15 protein-coding genes are annotated in these 17,005 nt (G+C 68.8%); 8 read left to right on the forward strand and 7 right to left on the reverse strand.

What is annotated here, in order from left to right:
* Positions 1 to 17: 17 nt before the first annotated feature.
* The 5 genes from AB0M15_RS14885 (at position 18) to AB0M15_RS14905 (ending at position 4,099) form a co-directional block, all read left to right on the forward strand.
* Positions 18 to 779: a RodZ domain-containing protein gene (locus AB0M15_RS14885; RefSeq protein ID WP_363818035.1), complete on the forward strand. Its 762-nt coding sequence runs from the start codon at positions 18 to 20 to the stop codon at positions 777 to 779.
* A 183-nt stretch (positions 780 to 962) separates the two neighbouring features.
* Positions 963 to 2,528 carry a 30S ribosomal protein S12 methylthiotransferase RimO gene (gene rimO / locus AB0M15_RS14890; RefSeq protein WP_363818038.1) on the forward strand — a complete coding sequence of 522 codons (1,566 nt, stop codon included), beginning with the start codon at positions 963 to 965 and terminating at the stop codon, positions 2,526 to 2,528.
* Entirely contained in the window at positions 2,525 to 3,148 is a 624-nt protein-coding gene (gene pgsA / locus AB0M15_RS14895; protein WP_363818041.1) for a CDP-diacylglycerol--glycerol-3-phosphate 3-phosphatidyltransferase, read from the forward strand. The genes rimO and pgsA overlap by 4 nt, the downstream gene beginning before the upstream one ends.
* Positions 3,145 to 3,645 (forward strand): CinA family protein, encoded by a 501-nt coding sequence (locus tag AB0M15_RS14900; RefSeq protein ID WP_363818044.1) that lies wholly within the window; start codon positions 3,145 to 3,147, stop codon positions 3,643 to 3,645. The genes pgsA and AB0M15_RS14900 overlap by 4 nt, the downstream gene beginning before the upstream one ends.
* A gap of 163 nt (positions 3,646 to 3,808) precedes the next feature.
* Complete coding sequence (locus AB0M15_RS14905) at positions 3,809 to 4,099, forward strand: helix-turn-helix transcriptional regulator (protein WP_328322728.1); 291 nt, start codon at positions 3,809 to 3,811, stop codon at positions 4,097 to 4,099.
* A 20-nt stretch (positions 4,100 to 4,119) separates the two neighbouring features.
* Here the strand turns inward: AB0M15_RS14905 and AB0M15_RS14910 are convergent, their stop codons facing one another.
* The 3 genes from AB0M15_RS14910 to AB0M15_RS14920 form a co-directional block, all read right to left on the reverse strand.
* Positions 4,120 to 4,539, reverse strand: a complete 420-nt coding sequence (locus AB0M15_RS14910; protein WP_363818046.1) for a DUF4262 domain-containing protein — start codon at positions 4,537 to 4,539, stop codon at positions 4,120 to 4,122.
* Positions 4,540 to 4,631: 92 nt separating this feature from the next.
* Positions 4,632 to 5,417: a DNA-formamidopyrimidine glycosylase family protein gene (locus AB0M15_RS14915; RefSeq protein ID WP_363818048.1), complete on the reverse strand. Its 786-nt coding sequence runs from the start codon at positions 5,415 to 5,417 to the stop codon at positions 4,632 to 4,634.
* Positions 5,418 to 5,420: 3 nt separating this feature from the next.
* Positions 5,421 to 10,109: an ATP-dependent helicase gene (locus AB0M15_RS14920; RefSeq protein ID WP_363818447.1), complete on the reverse strand. Its 4,689-nt coding sequence runs from the start codon at positions 10,107 to 10,109 to the stop codon at positions 5,421 to 5,423.
* A 76-nt stretch (positions 10,110 to 10,185) separates the two neighbouring features.
* Here AB0M15_RS14920 and AB0M15_RS14925 point away from each other — a divergent pair, with 76 nt between their 5' ends.
* Positions 10,186 to 11,349, forward strand: a complete 1,164-nt coding sequence (locus tag AB0M15_RS14925; RefSeq protein WP_363818051.1) for a hypothetical protein — start codon at positions 10,186 to 10,188, stop codon at positions 11,347 to 11,349.
* A complete protein-coding gene (locus AB0M15_RS14930) occupies positions 11,349 to 11,543 on the forward strand; it encodes a DUF3046 domain-containing protein (RefSeq protein ID WP_363818054.1) in 195 nt (64 codons plus the stop codon). Before AB0M15_RS14925 ends, AB0M15_RS14930 begins: the two co-directional genes overlap by 1 nt.
* Positions 11,544 to 11,584: 41 nt before the next feature.
* Here the strand turns inward: AB0M15_RS14930 and AB0M15_RS14935 are convergent, their stop codons facing one another.
* The 4 genes from AB0M15_RS14935 to AB0M15_RS14950 all read right to left on the reverse strand — a co-directional run bounded on the left by AB0M15_RS14935 (position 11,585) and on the right by AB0M15_RS14950 (position 15,213).
* Positions 11,585 to 12,550, reverse strand: a complete 966-nt coding sequence (locus AB0M15_RS14935; RefSeq protein ID WP_363818057.1) for an MMPL family transporter — start codon at positions 12,548 to 12,550, stop codon at positions 11,585 to 11,587.
* A complete protein-coding gene (locus tag AB0M15_RS14940; RefSeq protein ID WP_363818059.1) occupies positions 12,492 to 13,706 on the reverse strand; it encodes an MMPL family transporter in 1,215 nt (404 codons plus the stop codon). The genes AB0M15_RS14935 and AB0M15_RS14940 overlap by 59 nt, the downstream gene beginning before the upstream one ends.
* 108 nt (positions 13,707 to 13,814) lie before the next feature.
* The gene (locus tag AB0M15_RS14945) at positions 13,815 to 14,378 is read right to left on the reverse strand and encodes a GrpB family protein (protein ID WP_363818062.1); all 564 of its coding nucleotides are present in this window, start codon (positions 14,376 to 14,378) and stop codon (positions 13,815 to 13,817) included.
* A gap of 40 nt (positions 14,379 to 14,418) precedes the next feature.
* On the reverse strand, positions 14,419 to 15,213 hold the full coding sequence (locus AB0M15_RS14950) for a hypothetical protein (RefSeq protein ID WP_363818064.1): 795 nt from the start codon (positions 15,211 to 15,213) through the stop codon (positions 14,419 to 14,421).
* A 249-nt stretch (positions 15,214 to 15,462) separates the two neighbouring features.
* Here AB0M15_RS14950 and recA point away from each other — a divergent pair, with 249 nt between their 5' ends.
* Complete coding sequence (gene recA, locus AB0M15_RS14955; protein ID WP_363818067.1) at positions 15,463 to 16,539, forward strand: recombinase RecA; 1,077 nt, start codon at positions 15,463 to 15,465, stop codon at positions 16,537 to 16,539.
* Positions 16,540 to 17,005 lie beyond the last annotated feature (466 nt).

A 17,005-nucleotide genomic window follows, 5' to 3' on the forward strand; every position in this document is an offset into this window, starting at 1 on the left:
GAGAGAGGTGGTGGGGCGTGAGCATCGGCAGCGAGCTCACGGCGGCCCGCGAACGGGCCGACATGACGATCGAGCAGCTGAGTACGTCGACCCGGATCAGATCCGGGCTGCTCGCCGCCATGGAGGCCGACGACTTCTCCCGCTGTGGCGGTAATTTCTACGCCCGCGGTCACATCCGGGCGATCGCCCGCGTGGTGAAGGCAGATCCGGAAGCCCTGCTGGCGAAGTTCGACGAGTCGCACCCGGCCCCGCAGCCGGACCGCGTCCGTCGCGAGGAACGCGCCAGCGACAAGCGCCCGACCCTGCACTCCGCGCGCCCGCGCTGGGGCCTGGTCCTGGGCGCGATCCTGGTCGGCCTGATGGGCTGGGGCATCATGCGCCTCTTCACCCTCCCCAGCGACGTAGAGGCCAACGCCTCCAAGACCACTCCGACCGCCGCCATCACCACCCCCGCGCCCAAGCCCACCACCAAACCTTCGGCCAAACCGACCACCCCCGTTACGCCGAAGAAGCCGGCCGCCCCCTTCCGCACCAAGCTCTCCCTCACCGCCCGAGGCGACGGTTCCTACGTAACCATCCGCAACTCCAAGGGCCTCAAACTCTTCCAGGGCGTCCTCGGCCCCGGCTCCACCCAAACCATCAACTACGCCGGCGAAATCCGAGTAACCCTCGAAAGCGGCGGCAACATCACCGTCTACATCAACAACACAAAAGTCACCCCACCCGCCAAACGCTTCACCATCCTCCCCACCGGCAAGATAGCCACCCCCAACGACTAACCACCGCAGGCACCCAGAGCCCCCAGCCACGCCGGGTTCCGGCGGCTCCGGGCCGCAGCCGCTCCGGCTCCAGCCCCTCCGGGGCCTCCAGGCCTGCTCTCCAGGGATGTAGTGGCTGTGTGGGGTCGGGGGTGGGTGGTGTTGATTTCGGTGGGGTCGGGGGAGGGGTCATACTCGTGGGTGATGACTACGACTCCCACCACCGTCGCCCTGGTCACGCTGGGCTGTGCTCGTAATGACGTCGACTCCGAGGAGCTGGCCGGCCGGCTCGAAGCCGGTGGTTTCCGGCTCGTCGAGGATGCTGCCGAGGCCGACACCGTGGTGGTCAACACCTGCGGCTTCGTCGAGGCCGCCAAGAAGGACTCGGTCGACACCTTGCTCGCCGCCTCCGACTACAAGGAGTCCGGCCGCACGCAAGCCGTCGTCGCCGTCGGCTGCCTGGCCGAGCGCTACGGCGAACAACTGGCCGAGGCACTCCCGGAGACCGACGCCGTCCTCGGCTTCGACGACTACGCGGACATCTCCGACAAGCTCCGCTCGATCCTCGCCGGCACCAAGCACCAGTCGCACGTCCCCCGCGACCGCCGCAAGCTCCTCCCACTGGCCCCCGCCGACCGCGCCAACACCCACGGCGTAGCAGTCCCCGGCCACGGTGATGTTGCCGCTGAGGTGCAGGCTCAGCGCGAGCAGGGTCTCAAGGGACGTACCGTCAAGGCCTCCGAGCCAGCTGAGCTGACTATCGACGCTCCGGACCTGGCCTCGGCTCCCGCCAGTGGTCCGCGGATCGTCCGGCGCCGGCTGGACGGTGGTCCGATGGCTCCGTTGAAGTTGGCGTCCGGCTGCGACCGTCGGTGCGCGTTCTGTGCGATCCCCGCCTTCCGTGGCGCCTTCGTCTCCCGTCGTCCGACCGAGGTGCTCGGTGAAGCGCACTGGCTCGCCGAGAACGGTGTGCGCGAGGTCTTCCTCGTCTCCGAGAACTCGACCTCGTACGGCAAGGACCTCGGTGACCTCCGCCTGCTCGAGACCCTGGTCGCCGAGATCGCCGAGGTGCCAGGCCTGACCCGCGTCCGCGTCTCGTACCTCCAGCCCGCCGAGATGCGCCCGACCCTGATCACGGCGATGGCCTCGACCCCTGGCGTCGTCCCGTACTTCGACCTCTCCTTCCAGCACGCGTCCGGCCCGCTGCTGCGCCGGATGCGTCGCTTCGGCGACTCCGAGCGCTTCCTCGAGCTGATCGCCCAGGTCCGCGCGCAGGCGCCGACGGCCGGAATCCGGAGCAACGTGATCGTCGGCTTCCCGGGGGAGACCGAGGAGGACGTGGACATTCTCTGCGACTTCCTTTCCCGCGCCGGTCTCGACGCGATCGGGGTGTTCGGCTACTCGGACGAGGACGGCACCGAGGCGGAGACGTACGACGGCAAGCTCGACGAGGACACGATCGCGGCCCGCCTGGACCGCGTCACCCGGCTCGCCGAGGACCTGACCTCGGCCCGCGCCGAGGCCCGGATCGGCGAGACCGTCGAGATCCTGGTCGAGTCGATCGACGGCGACACCGCCGAGGGTCGCGCCGCCCACCAAGGCCCCGAGGTCGACGGCTCGACGACGCTCACCGGTTTCCCGGCTGACCTCGCGATCGGCGATCTGGTCACCGCTGAGGTGGTCGGGACCGAAGGCGTCGACCTGATCGCCGCCTTCGGCGCGCAGGTACGCACCCGAGAGGGCGTTCCGGCAGCTAACCTGACCGCGTGACGATCCCGCCGACGAACCCGGTGCCGCGCGCGGCCGCCGGCCAGCTCAGCGCGCCCAGCGCCTGGAATGTGGCGAACGCGCTGACCGTCCTCCGGCTCGTCCTGGTCCCGCTGTTCGTCTGGTTGTTGCTCCGCGACGCCGGCGCGAGCGACGGCAACCGGCTGCTCGCCACCGCCGCCTTCGTGGTCGCGATCGTCACCGACCGGTTCGACGGTGACATCGCGCGCCGGTGGAACATGGTCACCAACTTCGGCAAGATCGCCGACCCGATTGCCGACAAGGCGCTCACCGGGGCAGCGTTCATCGGCCTCTCGATCCTCGGCGACCTGCCCTGGTGGGTCACCATCGTCGTGATGGTTCGCGAATGGGGTGTCACAGCCCTCCGATTCTGGGTGATCCGGCACGGCGTGATGCCGGCCAGCCGCGGCGGCAAGCTGAAGACGGTGCTGCAGGCGATCGCCCTCGGTCTCTACCTCCTTCCCTGGCACTCGGTCGCCGTCGTGCACTGGACCGCGATCGTCTTCATGGCCGCCGCCGTCATCGTCACGATCGTCACCGGTCTCGACTATGTCGGCCGCGGCCTCCGCCTCCGAGCCGCCGCGAAGCGCCCCCTCCCGTGACCGCGAACCAATCCGACTCCCAGGAGGTGTTGCTGGGGCTGGTTGCGCGGTTGAAGCAGCGTGGGGAGACCCTCGCGACCGCGGAGTCGCTGACCGGCGGCCTGGTCGGGGCCGCACTGACTGACGTGCCAGGCGTGTCAGCGGTCTATCGAGGCGGAGTCGTCGTCTATGCGACCGATCTGAAGGCCACCCTGGCCGGTGTCCCAACGGAGCTGCTGGCCGATGTAGGCCCGGTTCACCCGGACACGGCCGCTGCCCTGGCGACGGGTGTGCGGGAGCGCCTCGGGGCCACCTACGGGCTAGCCACGACCGGTGTGGCCGGCCCAGACCCACAAGCGGGCATCGAGGCCGGCACCGTCTACGTGGCGGCCGCGGGACCGGGCACAGTACTGGTCCGGAAGCTGGCTTTGAGCGGCGACCGGACAGCTGTCCGACAGGGGAGTGTGCGGGCCGTTCTCGAACTCGCCGCCGAGTTGGTGGCGGAAGAACTGGCTTGATCGGGGTGTTGAGACCACCATGGGAACAGGTAGGGCAGACTGGCACGGCGCACCGAAGCTGGACATTGCGAGGAGTAGTGACCCGGCAACGGGTACCGTTGGTCCCCACGGTCGAGCTACGGTGCGAGTAGGTTCGGTCCGACAGGCGGAAGGGAGAAACCTCATGGTGCTGGTTCGTGGCCTCCTGGGCGACGTCCTGCGGCGCAAGCGGCTGCGCCAGGGGCGCACTCTGCGCGAGGTGTCCGCTGATGCTCGGGTGAGCCTGGGCTACCTGTCCGAGGTCGAGCGTGGTCAGAAAGAGGCGTCGAGCGAGTTGCTCGCGGCCATCTGCATGGCACTGGAAGTGCCGCTGTCGACGGTCTTCGCCGAGGTGAGCGAGGACTTGGCCCGCGAAGAGGCTCTGGTGCTGGCCCATCCGGCCATCGAGCCCGAGGTCGTCGCCTCCGCTGCCTGACCCCGGCAGCTCGCGGACGTTCATCGTCCGCTCTCCAACCATGGCGTCCTGGTCGGCCAGACCAGCTGTAGTGCCTCGATCGGTGGCTCTCCAGGCTGCCTGAACATCGTGTTCGCCGTGTAGAGGTGTGTCGTCGAGTCCGGCACTCGAAGCAGTCGCGGCTGCAGAAGATCGCTGACGTCGTCGCCTTCGTCGAAGCGACGCCCGGACAACACCGCTTCCGCGAGCGGCTGGAACTCGCCCGCGACGAAGCCCGGATGGCAGTTGAAGGTGACGAACTCCGGGTGCCCGTGCAGGCTCATCCCGAGGGTGTAGGCGTAGGCAGAATTCCGATTGTCCGCACCCTCGATGAACTGCACCGTCCAGCCGTACTTGCGGATGTTGCTCCGCAGTCGCTGCTCGTACTCCGGATTCGTGATGCCGCCGCAGATGTCGCACATGAAGTTCTCCTCTCGGACTCGAACAAATGTTCGACTCGTCAGGGAAGGTATCCGGTTGTCCGCCGGATCAGCGGTTCATCCACAGGCGGATTTCAGGGCTCGGGCTGGCAGGTGGGGCACCAGTAGCTGACCCGCTCCCGGGGCGGCTCGCCGATCGGCGCCGTCCGGATCGTCGTCCGGCACCGTCGACACGGCTTGCCGGGCCGCTCGAACACATAGGACCGCTGGCCGGGGCGATCGACGCCTGTCGTCACCTGGGCCGCATGCCGGAGGTTCGCCTTCATCAGCCGGCGGCTGAGATCCACCGTCGCCGCCAGGTCGACCGACCCCGCCGTTCGCCACGGATGAAGGCCGAGCAGGAAGCAGACTTCAGTCCGATAGAAGTTGCCGATCCCGGCCAGGTTCCGCTGATCCAGCAGCGCCTCGCTGATCGTGCGATCCGGATCAGCAGCGAGGTTGGCCAGCGCCAGCTCTCGATCGAAGTCAGGCGACAGCAGATCTGGCCCCAGGTGGCCCACCACGGTGTCTTCCTGCTCGGTGGCGACCAAATCCAGCACGGGCAGCCGATACCCCACCGCAATCCAGTCAGCAGTCCTCAGGACAGCGCGCACCTGGTAATCCGGGCCGCCTTTCCAGGACTCGCCCGGCCGGTACAGATGCCAGCTGCCGTCCATCCGGAAGTGACTGTGGACAGTCAGGCCGCCGGACAGCCGCATCAGCAGGTGCTTGCCCTTCGCAACGACTTCGAGCATGGTCCGTCCGCTGAGGTCCGTCGTGGCCAGCGTCGGCACCCGGAAGTCCGTCTCCGTCAGCTCGTGCCCACCCAGCGCCTGATCGAGTCGCTTGCATGCGCGCCAGACGGTGTCTCCCTCAGGCATGGCTCAGGCCCGGAGCCGCAGACCGCGCGGAGTCGCGTGGAACCCGGCCTTGGCCAGCGCATCACCGAATGCCGTATGCCGAACCTGCTCGCCATCGGCAGTCTCCACACTCAGCTTGCCCAGATGCCCATCCCTGATCGCCAGCGCCAGCGCATCGACCGCCGGTTGCAACAGCTCCGGATCCTCCGTGAAGCTCAGCACGGTCCGTCCGCCACGCTCGACGTACACGATCAGCCGCCCGTCGACGAGCATCACGAGCGCGCCGGCCTTCCGCCCTGGTCGATGCCCACCGGCGTTCTCCCGCTCGGGCCAAGGCAGAGCCGCGCCATAAGGATTGGCCGGATCAGAAGCAGCCAGTACTACGGCACGCGCCGCCGGCTCGTCCTTCGCCCGACTGCCCGCCGCCGACCGCCGACCCACCGACCCCCCAGGTCCACCAGCCACCAACCCGCCAGACCCCATCCCACCAGCCGCCAACCCGCCCGCCGCCAACCCACCTGACGCCAACCCTCCGGTCGGCAACTCGGCCATTGCCCGCAACCGGTCGACTGCCCCCGGCAATGCGAACTGCGCCGCTCCCAGCCCTGCGACGAAGTACCCACGCCGACACCGCCCGGACTCCTCGAACGCGCTCAGCACCTTGTAAACCGCCGCGAACCCACCCGGTGTCCGCTCGGTGATGACCGAGCCGCGCGTGACGATCCCGTAGCGATCCAGCAACGTCTCCGCCGCCGCATGAGCTCGCCTGGTCGCATCCTCATTGCGCTCAGGCAGAAGCGACCAGCGCCCGCCTGCTGTCGGCGGACCGCTCCGCGCAGGCATCGCCGGACGCCCCGGCCTCAAGGGACGTCCAGGTCGCGCGCGAGGTGTAGTGCGGCGGGTGCGATGAGTGCCTCGCCCGCCGCCGACCAGTGACCGGACCGGTGCCAGGGTGTCGTTGGTCAGATGCCCGGCCCAGACGAGATCCCACAAGATGCCGACCATTGTCTCGTCGTCGACCACCCCAGCCGTCGCGCCGACGACGTCGCTCAGTTGCCGGAAGAAGAACGCGCCCCCGCCGGCCAACGCATCCAGCACGGCCTGATGGGTCTCCCCGATCTCGAACGATGGATCCGGATCTGGCAGCGTCAGATCGCAGTTGTCCGCGAGGTGCAACGAGACCCAACCGTCAGTACCAGGCAGTGAGCCGGACCCCGCCCACACCACCTCACCAGTCGCCGTCAGCTCGTCCAGCATCGACGGCTGATACCCCGGCACTCGCGACGGCAGCACGATCGACTCCAACGCCGACGCAGGAACCGCACAGCCCGCCAACTGCTCAACAGCACCGAGCAGCACGTCGTACCCCCGGCCGCGACTGCTCGTGATCCCTTGCCAGGCAGGCAGGAATCGCGCGAGCGCGGACGGGTCGACCGGCTCGACCTCCTTGCGCAGCGCCGCGAGCGACCGGCGCCTGAGCAGCCGCAGAACCTCGCTGTCACACCACTCCATCGCGATCCCACCGGGCAGGAACTCGCCCTCGACCACCCGCCCGGCCGCTGCGAGCCGGCGCAAGGTGTCGGACACGACCGCCACGCCGATACCGAAATGTGTCGCCAGATCGATGGCGCGGAAAGGCCCGTGGGTGCGGGCATAGCGCGACACCAGGTCGCCCATCGGATCGGCGACCGACTCGGCATGAGCCTCCGCGATTCCAGGCGGCAGCGGAACGCCGAGCGCATCCCGCAACCGCGCGACGTCCTCCACCACGGCCCATCGATGCTCGCCCGCGATCCGCACCCGGACCACCCGGCGGGCGGCGGCGAGCTCGGTCAGCCAGGCTTCGGCGTCTGAGCCGTCGACGCATCGTTGGGACGCCTCGGACAGCGACAGCGGCCCGATCAGGCGCAGTACGTCGAAGAGCCCTTCGCCGTCGCGAGCACGGCGATCCTCGGCGAGGCGTTGCAGCTCGGCCTCGGTGCGCAGTACGACCTCGGCATCGAGTAGCTCGCGCAGCTCCGTGCGGCCGAGCAGCTCGGACAGCAGGCTTTGGTCGAGGGCCAGAGCCGCGGCGCGCTTCTCGGCGAGCGGAGTGTCGCCCTCGTACATGAACGCGCCCACGTACCCGAACAGCAGCGACTTCGCGAACGGCGATGCCTCGGGCGTCTCCACCTCGACCACGGAGATCCGCCGCTCGCTGATACCGGTCAGCAGGTCCTTCAAAGCGTCCAGGTCGTAGACGTCCTGCAGCACCTCACGCAGTGTCTCCAGCACGATCGGGAACGAGCCGTACTTGCTGGCCACACTCAACAACTGAGCCGACTTCTGCCGTTGCTGCCACAGAGGTGATCGCTTGCCGGGGTTGCGCCGGGGGAGCAGCAACGCCCGCGCCGCACACTCACGGAAGCGGGCCGCGAACAGCGCAGAGCCACCCACTTCCGCAGTGACCAGATCCTCGATCTCGGCCGCGTCGAAGAGCACCAGGTCGGCACCCGGCGGTGGCTCGTCCGTCTCCGGCAGACGCAGCACGATCCCGTCGTCACCGGAGACCGACTGCGCGTCCATGCCATATCGCTCGCGGAGCCGAGCAGCGATCGCCAAGGCCCAAGGACCGTGGACCTGACCCCCGTACGGCGAATGGATGCAGACCCGCCAATCGCCCAACTCGTCCCGGAACCGCTCGACCAGGATCGTGATGTCGTCGGGCACCCGGCTGGTCGCTTCGCGTTGCTCACCGAGATAGGCGACCAGGTTGTTTGCCGCGTACTCGTCGAGGCCGGCGTCGCGCGCTCGCTTGACCGCCTTCGCTGGCGGCAGCGCGGCCATCGTCCGGACGAAGGCACCAGTCGCGGCCCCGAGCTCTGCCGGGCGACCGACCGCGTCGCCCTTCCAGAACGGCAGTCGCCCCGGTTGCCCCGGAGCGGGGGAGACGAGCACCCGATCGTGGGTGATGTCCTCGATCCGCCAGCTCGACGCTCCCAGTGTGAAGACGTCGCCGACCCTCGACTCGTAGACCATCTCCTCGTCGAGCTCGCCGACGCGGTGGTTGGTCGACTCGCCGACCAGGAACACGCCGAACAGCCCGCGGTCCGGGATCGTGCCGCCGCTGGTCACGGCGAGGCGTTGCGCACCGGGCCGCCCGGAGATCTCGCCGCTGACCCGGTCGAACACGATCCGCGGCCGCAACTCGGCGAACTCGTCCGACGGGTACCGCCCGGACAACATGTCCAGCACGCCGTCGTAGGCCGAGCGGGGCAACGACGCGAACGGCGCGCAGCGGCGTACAAGTGCGAAGAGTTCGTCCACGTCGATCGTGTCGAGGGCGACGATCGACACGATCTGCTGGGCCAGCACGTCCAGCGGGTTCGCCGGGATGTGCAGGCTCTCGATCAGTCCGTCGCGCATCCGCTGGACCACCACGGCCGTGTCGACCAGGTCGCCGCGGAACTTCGGGAACAGTACGCCGCGGGAGACCGCGCCGACCTGGTGACCGGCGCGACCGACCCGCTGCAGCCCGCTGGCGACCGACGGCGGTGCCTCGACCTGGATGACCAGATCGACCGCGCCCATGTCGATTCCGAGCTCGAGGCTGCTGGTCGCGACCACACAGGGCAGCCGGCCCGACTTGAGATCGGCCTCGATCAGGGCTCGTTGTTCCTTGCTGACCGAGCCGTGATGCGCGCGGGCGATCAGTGGAGGAGCGGCCAGCGACGCGCCGGACTGAGCCATCACCTGCGCGGGCGACCCGGCCTCGGGAAGCTCGAGCTCGGCCCGCTCGGCGGCGATCTCGTTGAGCCGGGCGGTCAGCCGCTCGGCCAGCCGCCGCGAGTTCGAGAACACGATGGTGGACCGGTGCGCCGAGATCAGGTCGAAGACGTGCTCCTCGACATGCGGCCAGATCGAGGCGTGCTGCGGTGGCCCGGCCGCTGATCCAGAGGTCTCGATCTCGGTCCTGGCCAGCTCGGCCATGTCCTCGACCGGTACGACGACGCTCAGGTCCCACTGCTTGGTGAACTTCGGCTGCACCACCTTGACCGGCCGCTCGCCCCCGAGGAAGCGGGCGACCTCCTCGACCGGCCGCACGGTCGCGGACAGCCCGATCCGCTGGGCCGGCTTGGGCAGCAACGCGTCCAACCGCTCCAGCGTGAGTGCGAGATGGGCGCCGCGCTTGGTACCGGCGACCGCGTGCACCTCGTCGACGATGATCGTCTCCACCCCGCGCAGCGACTCTCGCGCCTGCGAGGTGAGCAGCAGGAACAGGGACTCGGGCGTGGTGATCAGTACGTCGGCCGGCTTGGTCGCGAACCGTCGGCGCTCGTTGGCCGGCGTATCACCCGAGCGAACCGCCACCTCGACGTCGATCGGCGCCTCGCCGAGCCGCCGGGCGGTCTCCCGGATCCCGATCAGCGGCGCTCGCAGGTTGCGCTCGACGTCGACCGCCAGCGCCTTCAGCGGCGACACGTAGAGCACCCGGCAGCGCAGCTTCGGATCCTCCGGCGGCGGGATCGTGGCCAACCGGTCGAGCGCCCAGAGGAAGGCCGCCAGCGTCTTGCCTGAACCCGTCGGGGCGACCACCAGCGCGTCCCGGCTCGCGGTGATCGCGTCCCACGCCTCGAGCTGGGCCGGGGTGGCCGCTTCGAAGACGTCGTCGAACCACGCCCGGGTCGCGGGCGAGAATCGGCTCAACGCGCTGGATTTCTGCACGTTGCCCATCTTGCCCGGCCGCTCCGACAATTTCCGGCCGGACCTTGGCCGCGGCCTGTCCCCGCCTTCTGGAATGATCGGCGGCATGAAGAACCGCGTGCGCCTCGCGCTCGTCATCATCGCCTGCCTGGTCGGCCTGACCGGCTGCGTGAAGCTCGATGGCGACCTCAAGGTCAACTCCGACGAGACCGTCTCCGGCAGCATGAAGATCGGCCTGGACAAGCAGTTGGCGTCCAGCAGCGGTCAGTCGCTCGACCAGCTACGGCAAGCGGTCGAGAAGGGGCTCCAGCAGACCTCCACCGACGGTGTCAGCTGCAAATCCTTCGAGGACGACAAGTACGTCGGCTCGAACTGCACGTTCGACCACGTGCCGTTCCGCTCGATGGGCCAGTCGACCGACGATGGCGTCGGGTTCCGCAAGGAGGGCGGCAGGTTCTTCGTCTCGATCAAGGACCTGGGCCTGGACGGCGACACGAACGGCATCACACCGGTGGTCGACTTCAAGATCACCATGCCGGGCAAGATCCTCGAGCACGACGCGGGTGCCAAGGTGAGCGGCCGGACGGCGACGTACGACAGCCTCGACAAGCTGGGCAAGGTGTCGCTGACGTCGGAGGCCGGCAGCAGCTTCCCGGCCTGGGCGCTGATCCTGATCGTCGTGCTCCTGCTGCTCGGCGGCGGTGCCGTGGCCTTCTTCGTACTCCGTGGTCGCAAGGCCAAGACGCAGCAATTCGGTCAATACGGGCAGTACCCGGGCCAGCCGCAGGGCCAGTGGGGTTCCCAGTACGGCGGCCAGCCGGGCGCACCTGGCAGGTACGGTCCGCCTCAGGGCCCTGGTGGGTACGGGCAACCGGGTCAGCCCGGTCCGTACGGCCCGGGTCAGCAGGGGCCGTACGGTCAGCCGGGGCAGCCGCCGCAGCAGTACGGCAAGCCTGGTCTGGGGCAGTACCCTGGGCAGCCGCAGCCTCCGCAGCAGGGTCAGCCCGGCCAGTGGGGACCGCAACAGCCGCCGCAAGGCCCGCCTCAGCAGGGCCAGGGTGGTTGGGGTCAACCGCCCCAGGGACCGCCCGCTCAAGGCCAGCCTCCGCAAGGACAGCCCCCGCAGGGTCGACCTCCCCAGGGGCAGCCCCCGCAGGGTCAGCCTCCGCAGGGACAGCCGCCGCAGCAGGGGCAGGGTGGCTGGGGTCAGCCGCCGCAGGGCGGACAGCAAGGTGGCTGGAACCGGCCGCCGGACGACGATGGGCAGTAATGAGACTGACTGAGTTCTGGACCCGGATGGACAGCCATCTGGGTCCTGCCTACTCGCGAACCTGGGCGGAGACCCAGGCGCTGAGTGAGCTCGGCGGCCGTACGGTCGAAGAGGCGCTCGCCGACGGAGAAGCCGCCAAGGAGGTCTGGCGTGCCGTCTGGGCACACCTCCAACTCCCACCCAGCGAGCGCTAGCCGTACTGACCGACAGCTAGCGCCACTGCGCCGCCAAGAGGTCAGTTCCCGGCTAGAGCACGTTCTGGCTCGGGGTCTCCGAGCGCTTCCGGCGCGGGGTCGCGCTTCTGGGCGAGCTTGCTCGGCCACCACAGGTGCCGCCCGATGTCGAGGTTGAGTGCCGTCACCAGTACCGACCGGACGACGATCGTGTCCAGCAGAACGCCCAGGGCGACCGCGATGCCGATCTCCGCGAACGCGACGACCGGCATCGTCGCCAGTACCGCGAACGTGCCGGCCAGCACCAGCCCCGCCGAGGTGATCACCCCGCCGGTCGCGGCGACGCCGATCAGCGCACCACGCCTGGTCCCGTGCACCTTCGACTCCTCGTGCACCCTGGTCATCAGGAAGATGTTGTAGTCGATGCCCAGGGCCACCAGGAAGACGAAGACGAACAGTGGCAGGGAGCTGTCGGCGCCGTCGAAGCCCAATAGGTGATGGAACACCAGCGAGCTGATCCCGAGGGCCGCGCCGAAGGACAGTACGACGGTTGCCACCAGCATCACCGGCGCCACCAGCGCTCGCAGCAGCAGGGCGAGGATCAGCAGCACCACCGCGAGCACGACCGGGATGATCACCTTGTTGTCGTGATTCGAGGCCCGTTGGGTGTCCAGCACGATTGCCGCGCCACCGCCGGCCAGCGCGTCCGCACCGTCGACAGCGTGAACGGCTGCCCGCACCCGGTCGACGGTGTCTTTCGCTGCTTGCGTGTCGACCGCATCGGTCATCGTGCCCTCGATGTACGCGAGCCCGCCCGAGGTCTGCGGCTCGGCGACCGACGCGATGCCCTTGACCGACGACATCGCAGTACTGATCTGGGTGGCGTGGTCTGCCTTGCCTACGACGACCAGTGGGTTGCCTGCCCCCGCCGGGAAATGCGCAGCGACGATCTTCTCGCCGACTACCGAGTCAGGGGTTCCAGTGAAGGACTCCTCGTTCGACAGCCCGTTGGCGTCGAGCGTGAGCATCCCCAATGGCAGCAGCGCCCAGCAGAACCGTGGTCGTGATCCAGGTGAGCCGTGGCCGTACTGCGATCCGTCGCCCGATCCGTCCCCACACACTCGTCTCCGTGTGATCGTCGGACCCATAGGTCGGCCGTAGCGGCCAGAACACCCAGCGGCCGCACACCACCAGCAAGGCAGGCAGCAGGGTCAGCATTGCGAGCAAGGCGACCACGATGCCGACCGCTGCCACCGGACCGAGGCCGCGGGTCGAGTTCATCGAAGCGAGCAGCAGGCACAGCATGCCGGCCACTACTGTCGAGCCTGACGCGAAGATGGCCGGCCCGGATCGATGCAGGGCGAAGGCCATCGCCTCGTGCCTGTCCTCATGTCGTCGGAGTTCTTCTCGGTAGCGAGCCACCAGGAGCAGGGCATAGTCCGTCCCTGCGCCGAAGACGAGCACGGTGAGAATGCCTGCGCTCTGTGCGTTCACCGTGAGGTCTGCCTTGGTCGCCAGCAGGTATACGACAGCCTGCGCCGCGAACAGCGCGGTACCGGCCGAGATCAGCGGCAACAGCCACAGCACCGGGCTCCGGTAGGTGAGCAGCAGGATCACGATCACTACGGCCGCTGCGGAGTACAGCAGCTTGCCGTCGATACCGGCGAAGGCCTCTTGTGAGTCAGCAGCGAAGCCACCAGGACCGGTCAGGTGGAACGACAGGCCGTCAGGTCGATCGGCGGCGACCCGGCGGATGTCGTCGGCTCTGGCGCCGATCGTGTCCCAGCCGCCGTCGCCCGCGTTGATCGGTACTAGGACCTGCAGCGCCTTGCCGTCCTCCGAGGGGATCGGCCCGACCACCTCGCGATCGACGTTCGGCAACTTGCCGTACTCCGCCGCATGGCCGGTCACGGCCTGCTTGTCGGCCTCGGTCAGCCCGCCCGGTCGCTCGTAGACCAGCACCGCGGGGATCTCGTCAGGCGAGGAGAACTGAGCCGTCGCCTTCAGTACTTCGGTCGACTCGGCATTGCCGGGCAACCAGGACACAGCATCGTTGTCCTGCGCACCGGTCAGCTTGCCGGCCGGGCTGAAGCACACCGCGACCGCGACGATCCATAGCCCGAGCACGATCCACTTCGACACCTTGCCGCATGGCAACGCCGCGAGCCGCCCTGTTCCCGCCATCCGAAACCACCCCCACGCCCAGCCTCCCGGCTGCCGTGAGGCGCGTCAACGAGCCCCGAGTAGTACTCCGATCACCGTCCGCAGAGGCCTGCCCGAAGGGTCACCGGTTCAGGCGGACCAGCCGGTACGCGCCGCCCAGTCCTCGGCCGGCAGGTAGATCAGGTCACAGACGGGATCCTTCAGATCGGCGTACTCGCCGACGGACTCCAGGGGCAGGGTCGCGGCGCGCCGCTTGAACTCGCCGTACGCCGCGGCCGTGTCCGGATGGGCACGCAGGTAGTCCCTGAAGAGCAGCGCGTACCGCTGGTTGGCGCGACCGATCACCCGCAGGTGCAGATTGACCCTGCGGCGGTACATGGGCTCGACCACGAGCCGCTTGACCCACTGGAACTCGTCTCCGGGCAGTCCGGGCACCGGGTGGTCACGGCGCGGCGGCCTGGCCTCCCAGTCGGCCGCCGTCAGCAGTTGCACGGCGTCCTCGAGCTCGGACTCGACAGCGACGGTCGCCTGGATGTCCAGGATGTCCTTGGCCGCCAGGCGCGGTACCGAGGTCGAACCGATGTGGTCCACCCGTACGACCGTGTCGCCGAGGATGTTGGTGAGCACCTGGGCCGTCTTGTCGTACTGCGCAGCCCAGGTCGGATCCGGATTGACGATGGCGATCGCGCTCATGAGGTGAATCATCGCAGCGACCCGGTGACACAGACAGCCCTTATCCGACCGGCTTCACCCGGAAGGCGCTGGTGCTGAGCAGTTCGGCAGCGGCGTATGCGGCCCTGCGGATGCCCTTGCGCTCGTCGAGGAACCCACCGACCACCCCGACGGCCGGGAGCTTGCCGAGCATCCTGGCGCCGATACTGCCGCGCGGACGGTCCTCGAACACCTCTCCGAGCCCGCCGAAGAGCTTGCTGATCCGCCAGACCAGGCGGATGCCCTTGCGCAGACCTGCCTCCTCCGACTCGTCGCCGAGCCCCAGTTGGGCTGCCACGTCCTTCCCGGCCGTGGTCGGGTCGTCGTACCGGAGTACGTCGTCCGGCGTGATCGGGCGGGCGGTGAGCACCCGGGCCATCACTGCGGTCCGGTCCGCGTGTGCGTCGACGCCGTACTCGCGGCAGACCGCACCGATCACCATGGCCTGTACTGCGGCGCCGAGGGTGTCCTTGACCGGCAGGGCGTCGGCAGCGGCGCCACTGAGCCGGGGGAGACCCGCCACCACGGCAGCGAACCCGCCGAGCCGTTCCACCCACCAGTCGCAGCGCTGGCCCAGTGGCAGCGTCGGCCACTCGGCGTGTCCGGGCACCTTCATCCGAAGGAGCCGGTCGATCGCGAGGATCAGGCCCTTCTCGGCCAGGTTGGGTTGCTCCTGGGCGGAGTACTCGGTCAGGATGCCGCGGATGCCGAACGGGTCCTGGGTGCGGAGCGCGTCGAGGACCGAGTCGATGCCGAACTCGACCCGGCTGAGGGCGAGGACGACGGCGGAGTCGGGGACGTCAGGGCGGTCGGTCACGTCCGCCAGGGTAGGGACTGGGCGGGTCGGCGACGATCTCCGGGGTGCTTCGGCGTGTCAGTTGTGATTCGAACAGGTGTTCGGGCTATTTTGTCCCGTACGAGTTCCGCGGACGGGCCGGGTTTTCCACAGATTCTCACCGGCACCGAAAACTGTCCGTGGGAACCAATACCGTCTCTGGCGACAACGAATTTCCTCCGGGCGGCTGGGACAGCGGCCCCGATAGTAGATGGGTTAGGTGGCAGTCACATGGCTGGTGCAGCGGCGAAGGATGACCGCAAGGTCGCGGATCGCGAGAAGGCGCTGGCGACCGCGCTGACGCAGATCGAGCGGAACTGCGGCAAGGGTGCGGTGATGCGCCTGGGCGACCAGGAGCGGGCGAAGATCGAGGTCATCCCGACCGGGTCGATCGCGCTCGACATCGCGCTCGGGATCGGTGGCCTGCCGCGCGGTCGTGTGGTGGAGATCTACGGCCCGGAATCCTCCGGTAAGACGACGGTCGCCCTGCACGCGGTGGCGAACGCGCAGCGGGCCGGCGGGATCGCGGCGTTCATCGACGCGGAGCACGCGCTGGACCCGGACTACGCGCAGAAGCTGGGCGTCGACACCGACGCGCTGCTGGTCTCGCAGCCGGACTCCGGCGAGCAGGCGCTGGAGATCGCCGACATGCTGATCCGCTCCGGCGCGATCGACATCGTCGTGATCGACTCGGTGGCCGCGCTGGTGCCCCGGGCCGAGATCGAAGGCGAGATGGGTGACAGCCACGTCGGTCTGCAGGCCCGGCTGATGAGCCAGGCGCTGCGGAAGATGACCGGTGCGGTCAGCGGGACGAACACCACCGCGATCTTCATCAACCAGCTGCGCGAGAAGATCGGCGTGATGTTCGGCTCCCCGGAGACGACGACCGGTGGTAAGGCGCTGAAGTTCTACGCCTCGGTCCGGCTCGACGTGCGCCGGATCGAGTCGCTGAAGGACGGTACCGACTTCGTCGGCAACCGGACCCGGGTCAAGGTCGTGAAGAACAAGGTGGCCCCGCCGTTCAAGCAGGCCGAGTTCGACATCATCTACGGCCTGGGCATCAGCCGCGAGGGCAGCCTGCTGGACCTCGGCGTGGAGCAGGGCTTCGTCCGCAAGGCCGGCGCCTGGTTCACCTACGAGAGCGACCAACTCGGTCAGGGCCGGGAGAACGCGCGGAACTTCCTGCGCGACAACCCGGATCTGGCCAACGAGCTGGAGAAGAAGATCAAGGACAAGATGGGCATCGGTGTGGCGGTGGAGGCGCCGGCCGACGCCAAGGCTGCGGCCGAGGTCGATGTCGACTTCTGATCACCCCTCGTCTCCCGGCGACGATCGTCCGGGCAGCTCCAGGCAGGCCAGTCCCAAGGCCCTGCCGGAGCTGCCCGCGGGAGTCCGCCGGGGGGTAGCGGGAATCACCACGCCGAAACAGGCACCGGTGAGCCCCGACCCAGAGGTAGAACGAGCTCCGGTCCAGCCCCTCCCGTGGTCCCTGGACGAGAAGCTCGGAGCACCCGCGAAGAAGTCGCCCAGAGCCCGATCCGGCAAGTCGACCCGCGCCGGTTCCGGTCGGACTGCTTCGGAAGGCACTAGCTCAGGCGGCACTGGCTTGGGCACCGGTAGCTCGAGCGCCGGTAGCTCGAGCGGTCTCCGTTCGGGCCGCGGCAGTTCGGGCAAAGCTGGTCGCACTTCCGCAGGCAAAACTGCCGCTGGCAGATCCAGCCGTACCTTTGACGATCCCGATCGCGTCCGGGCCGGCCGCATCGGTGGGAGTCGC

The sequence above is a fragment of the Kribbella sp. NPDC051718 genome (genome assembly GCF_040681515.1).
Lineage (GTDB): Bacteria > Actinomycetota > Actinomycetes > Propionibacteriales > Kribbellaceae > Kribbella.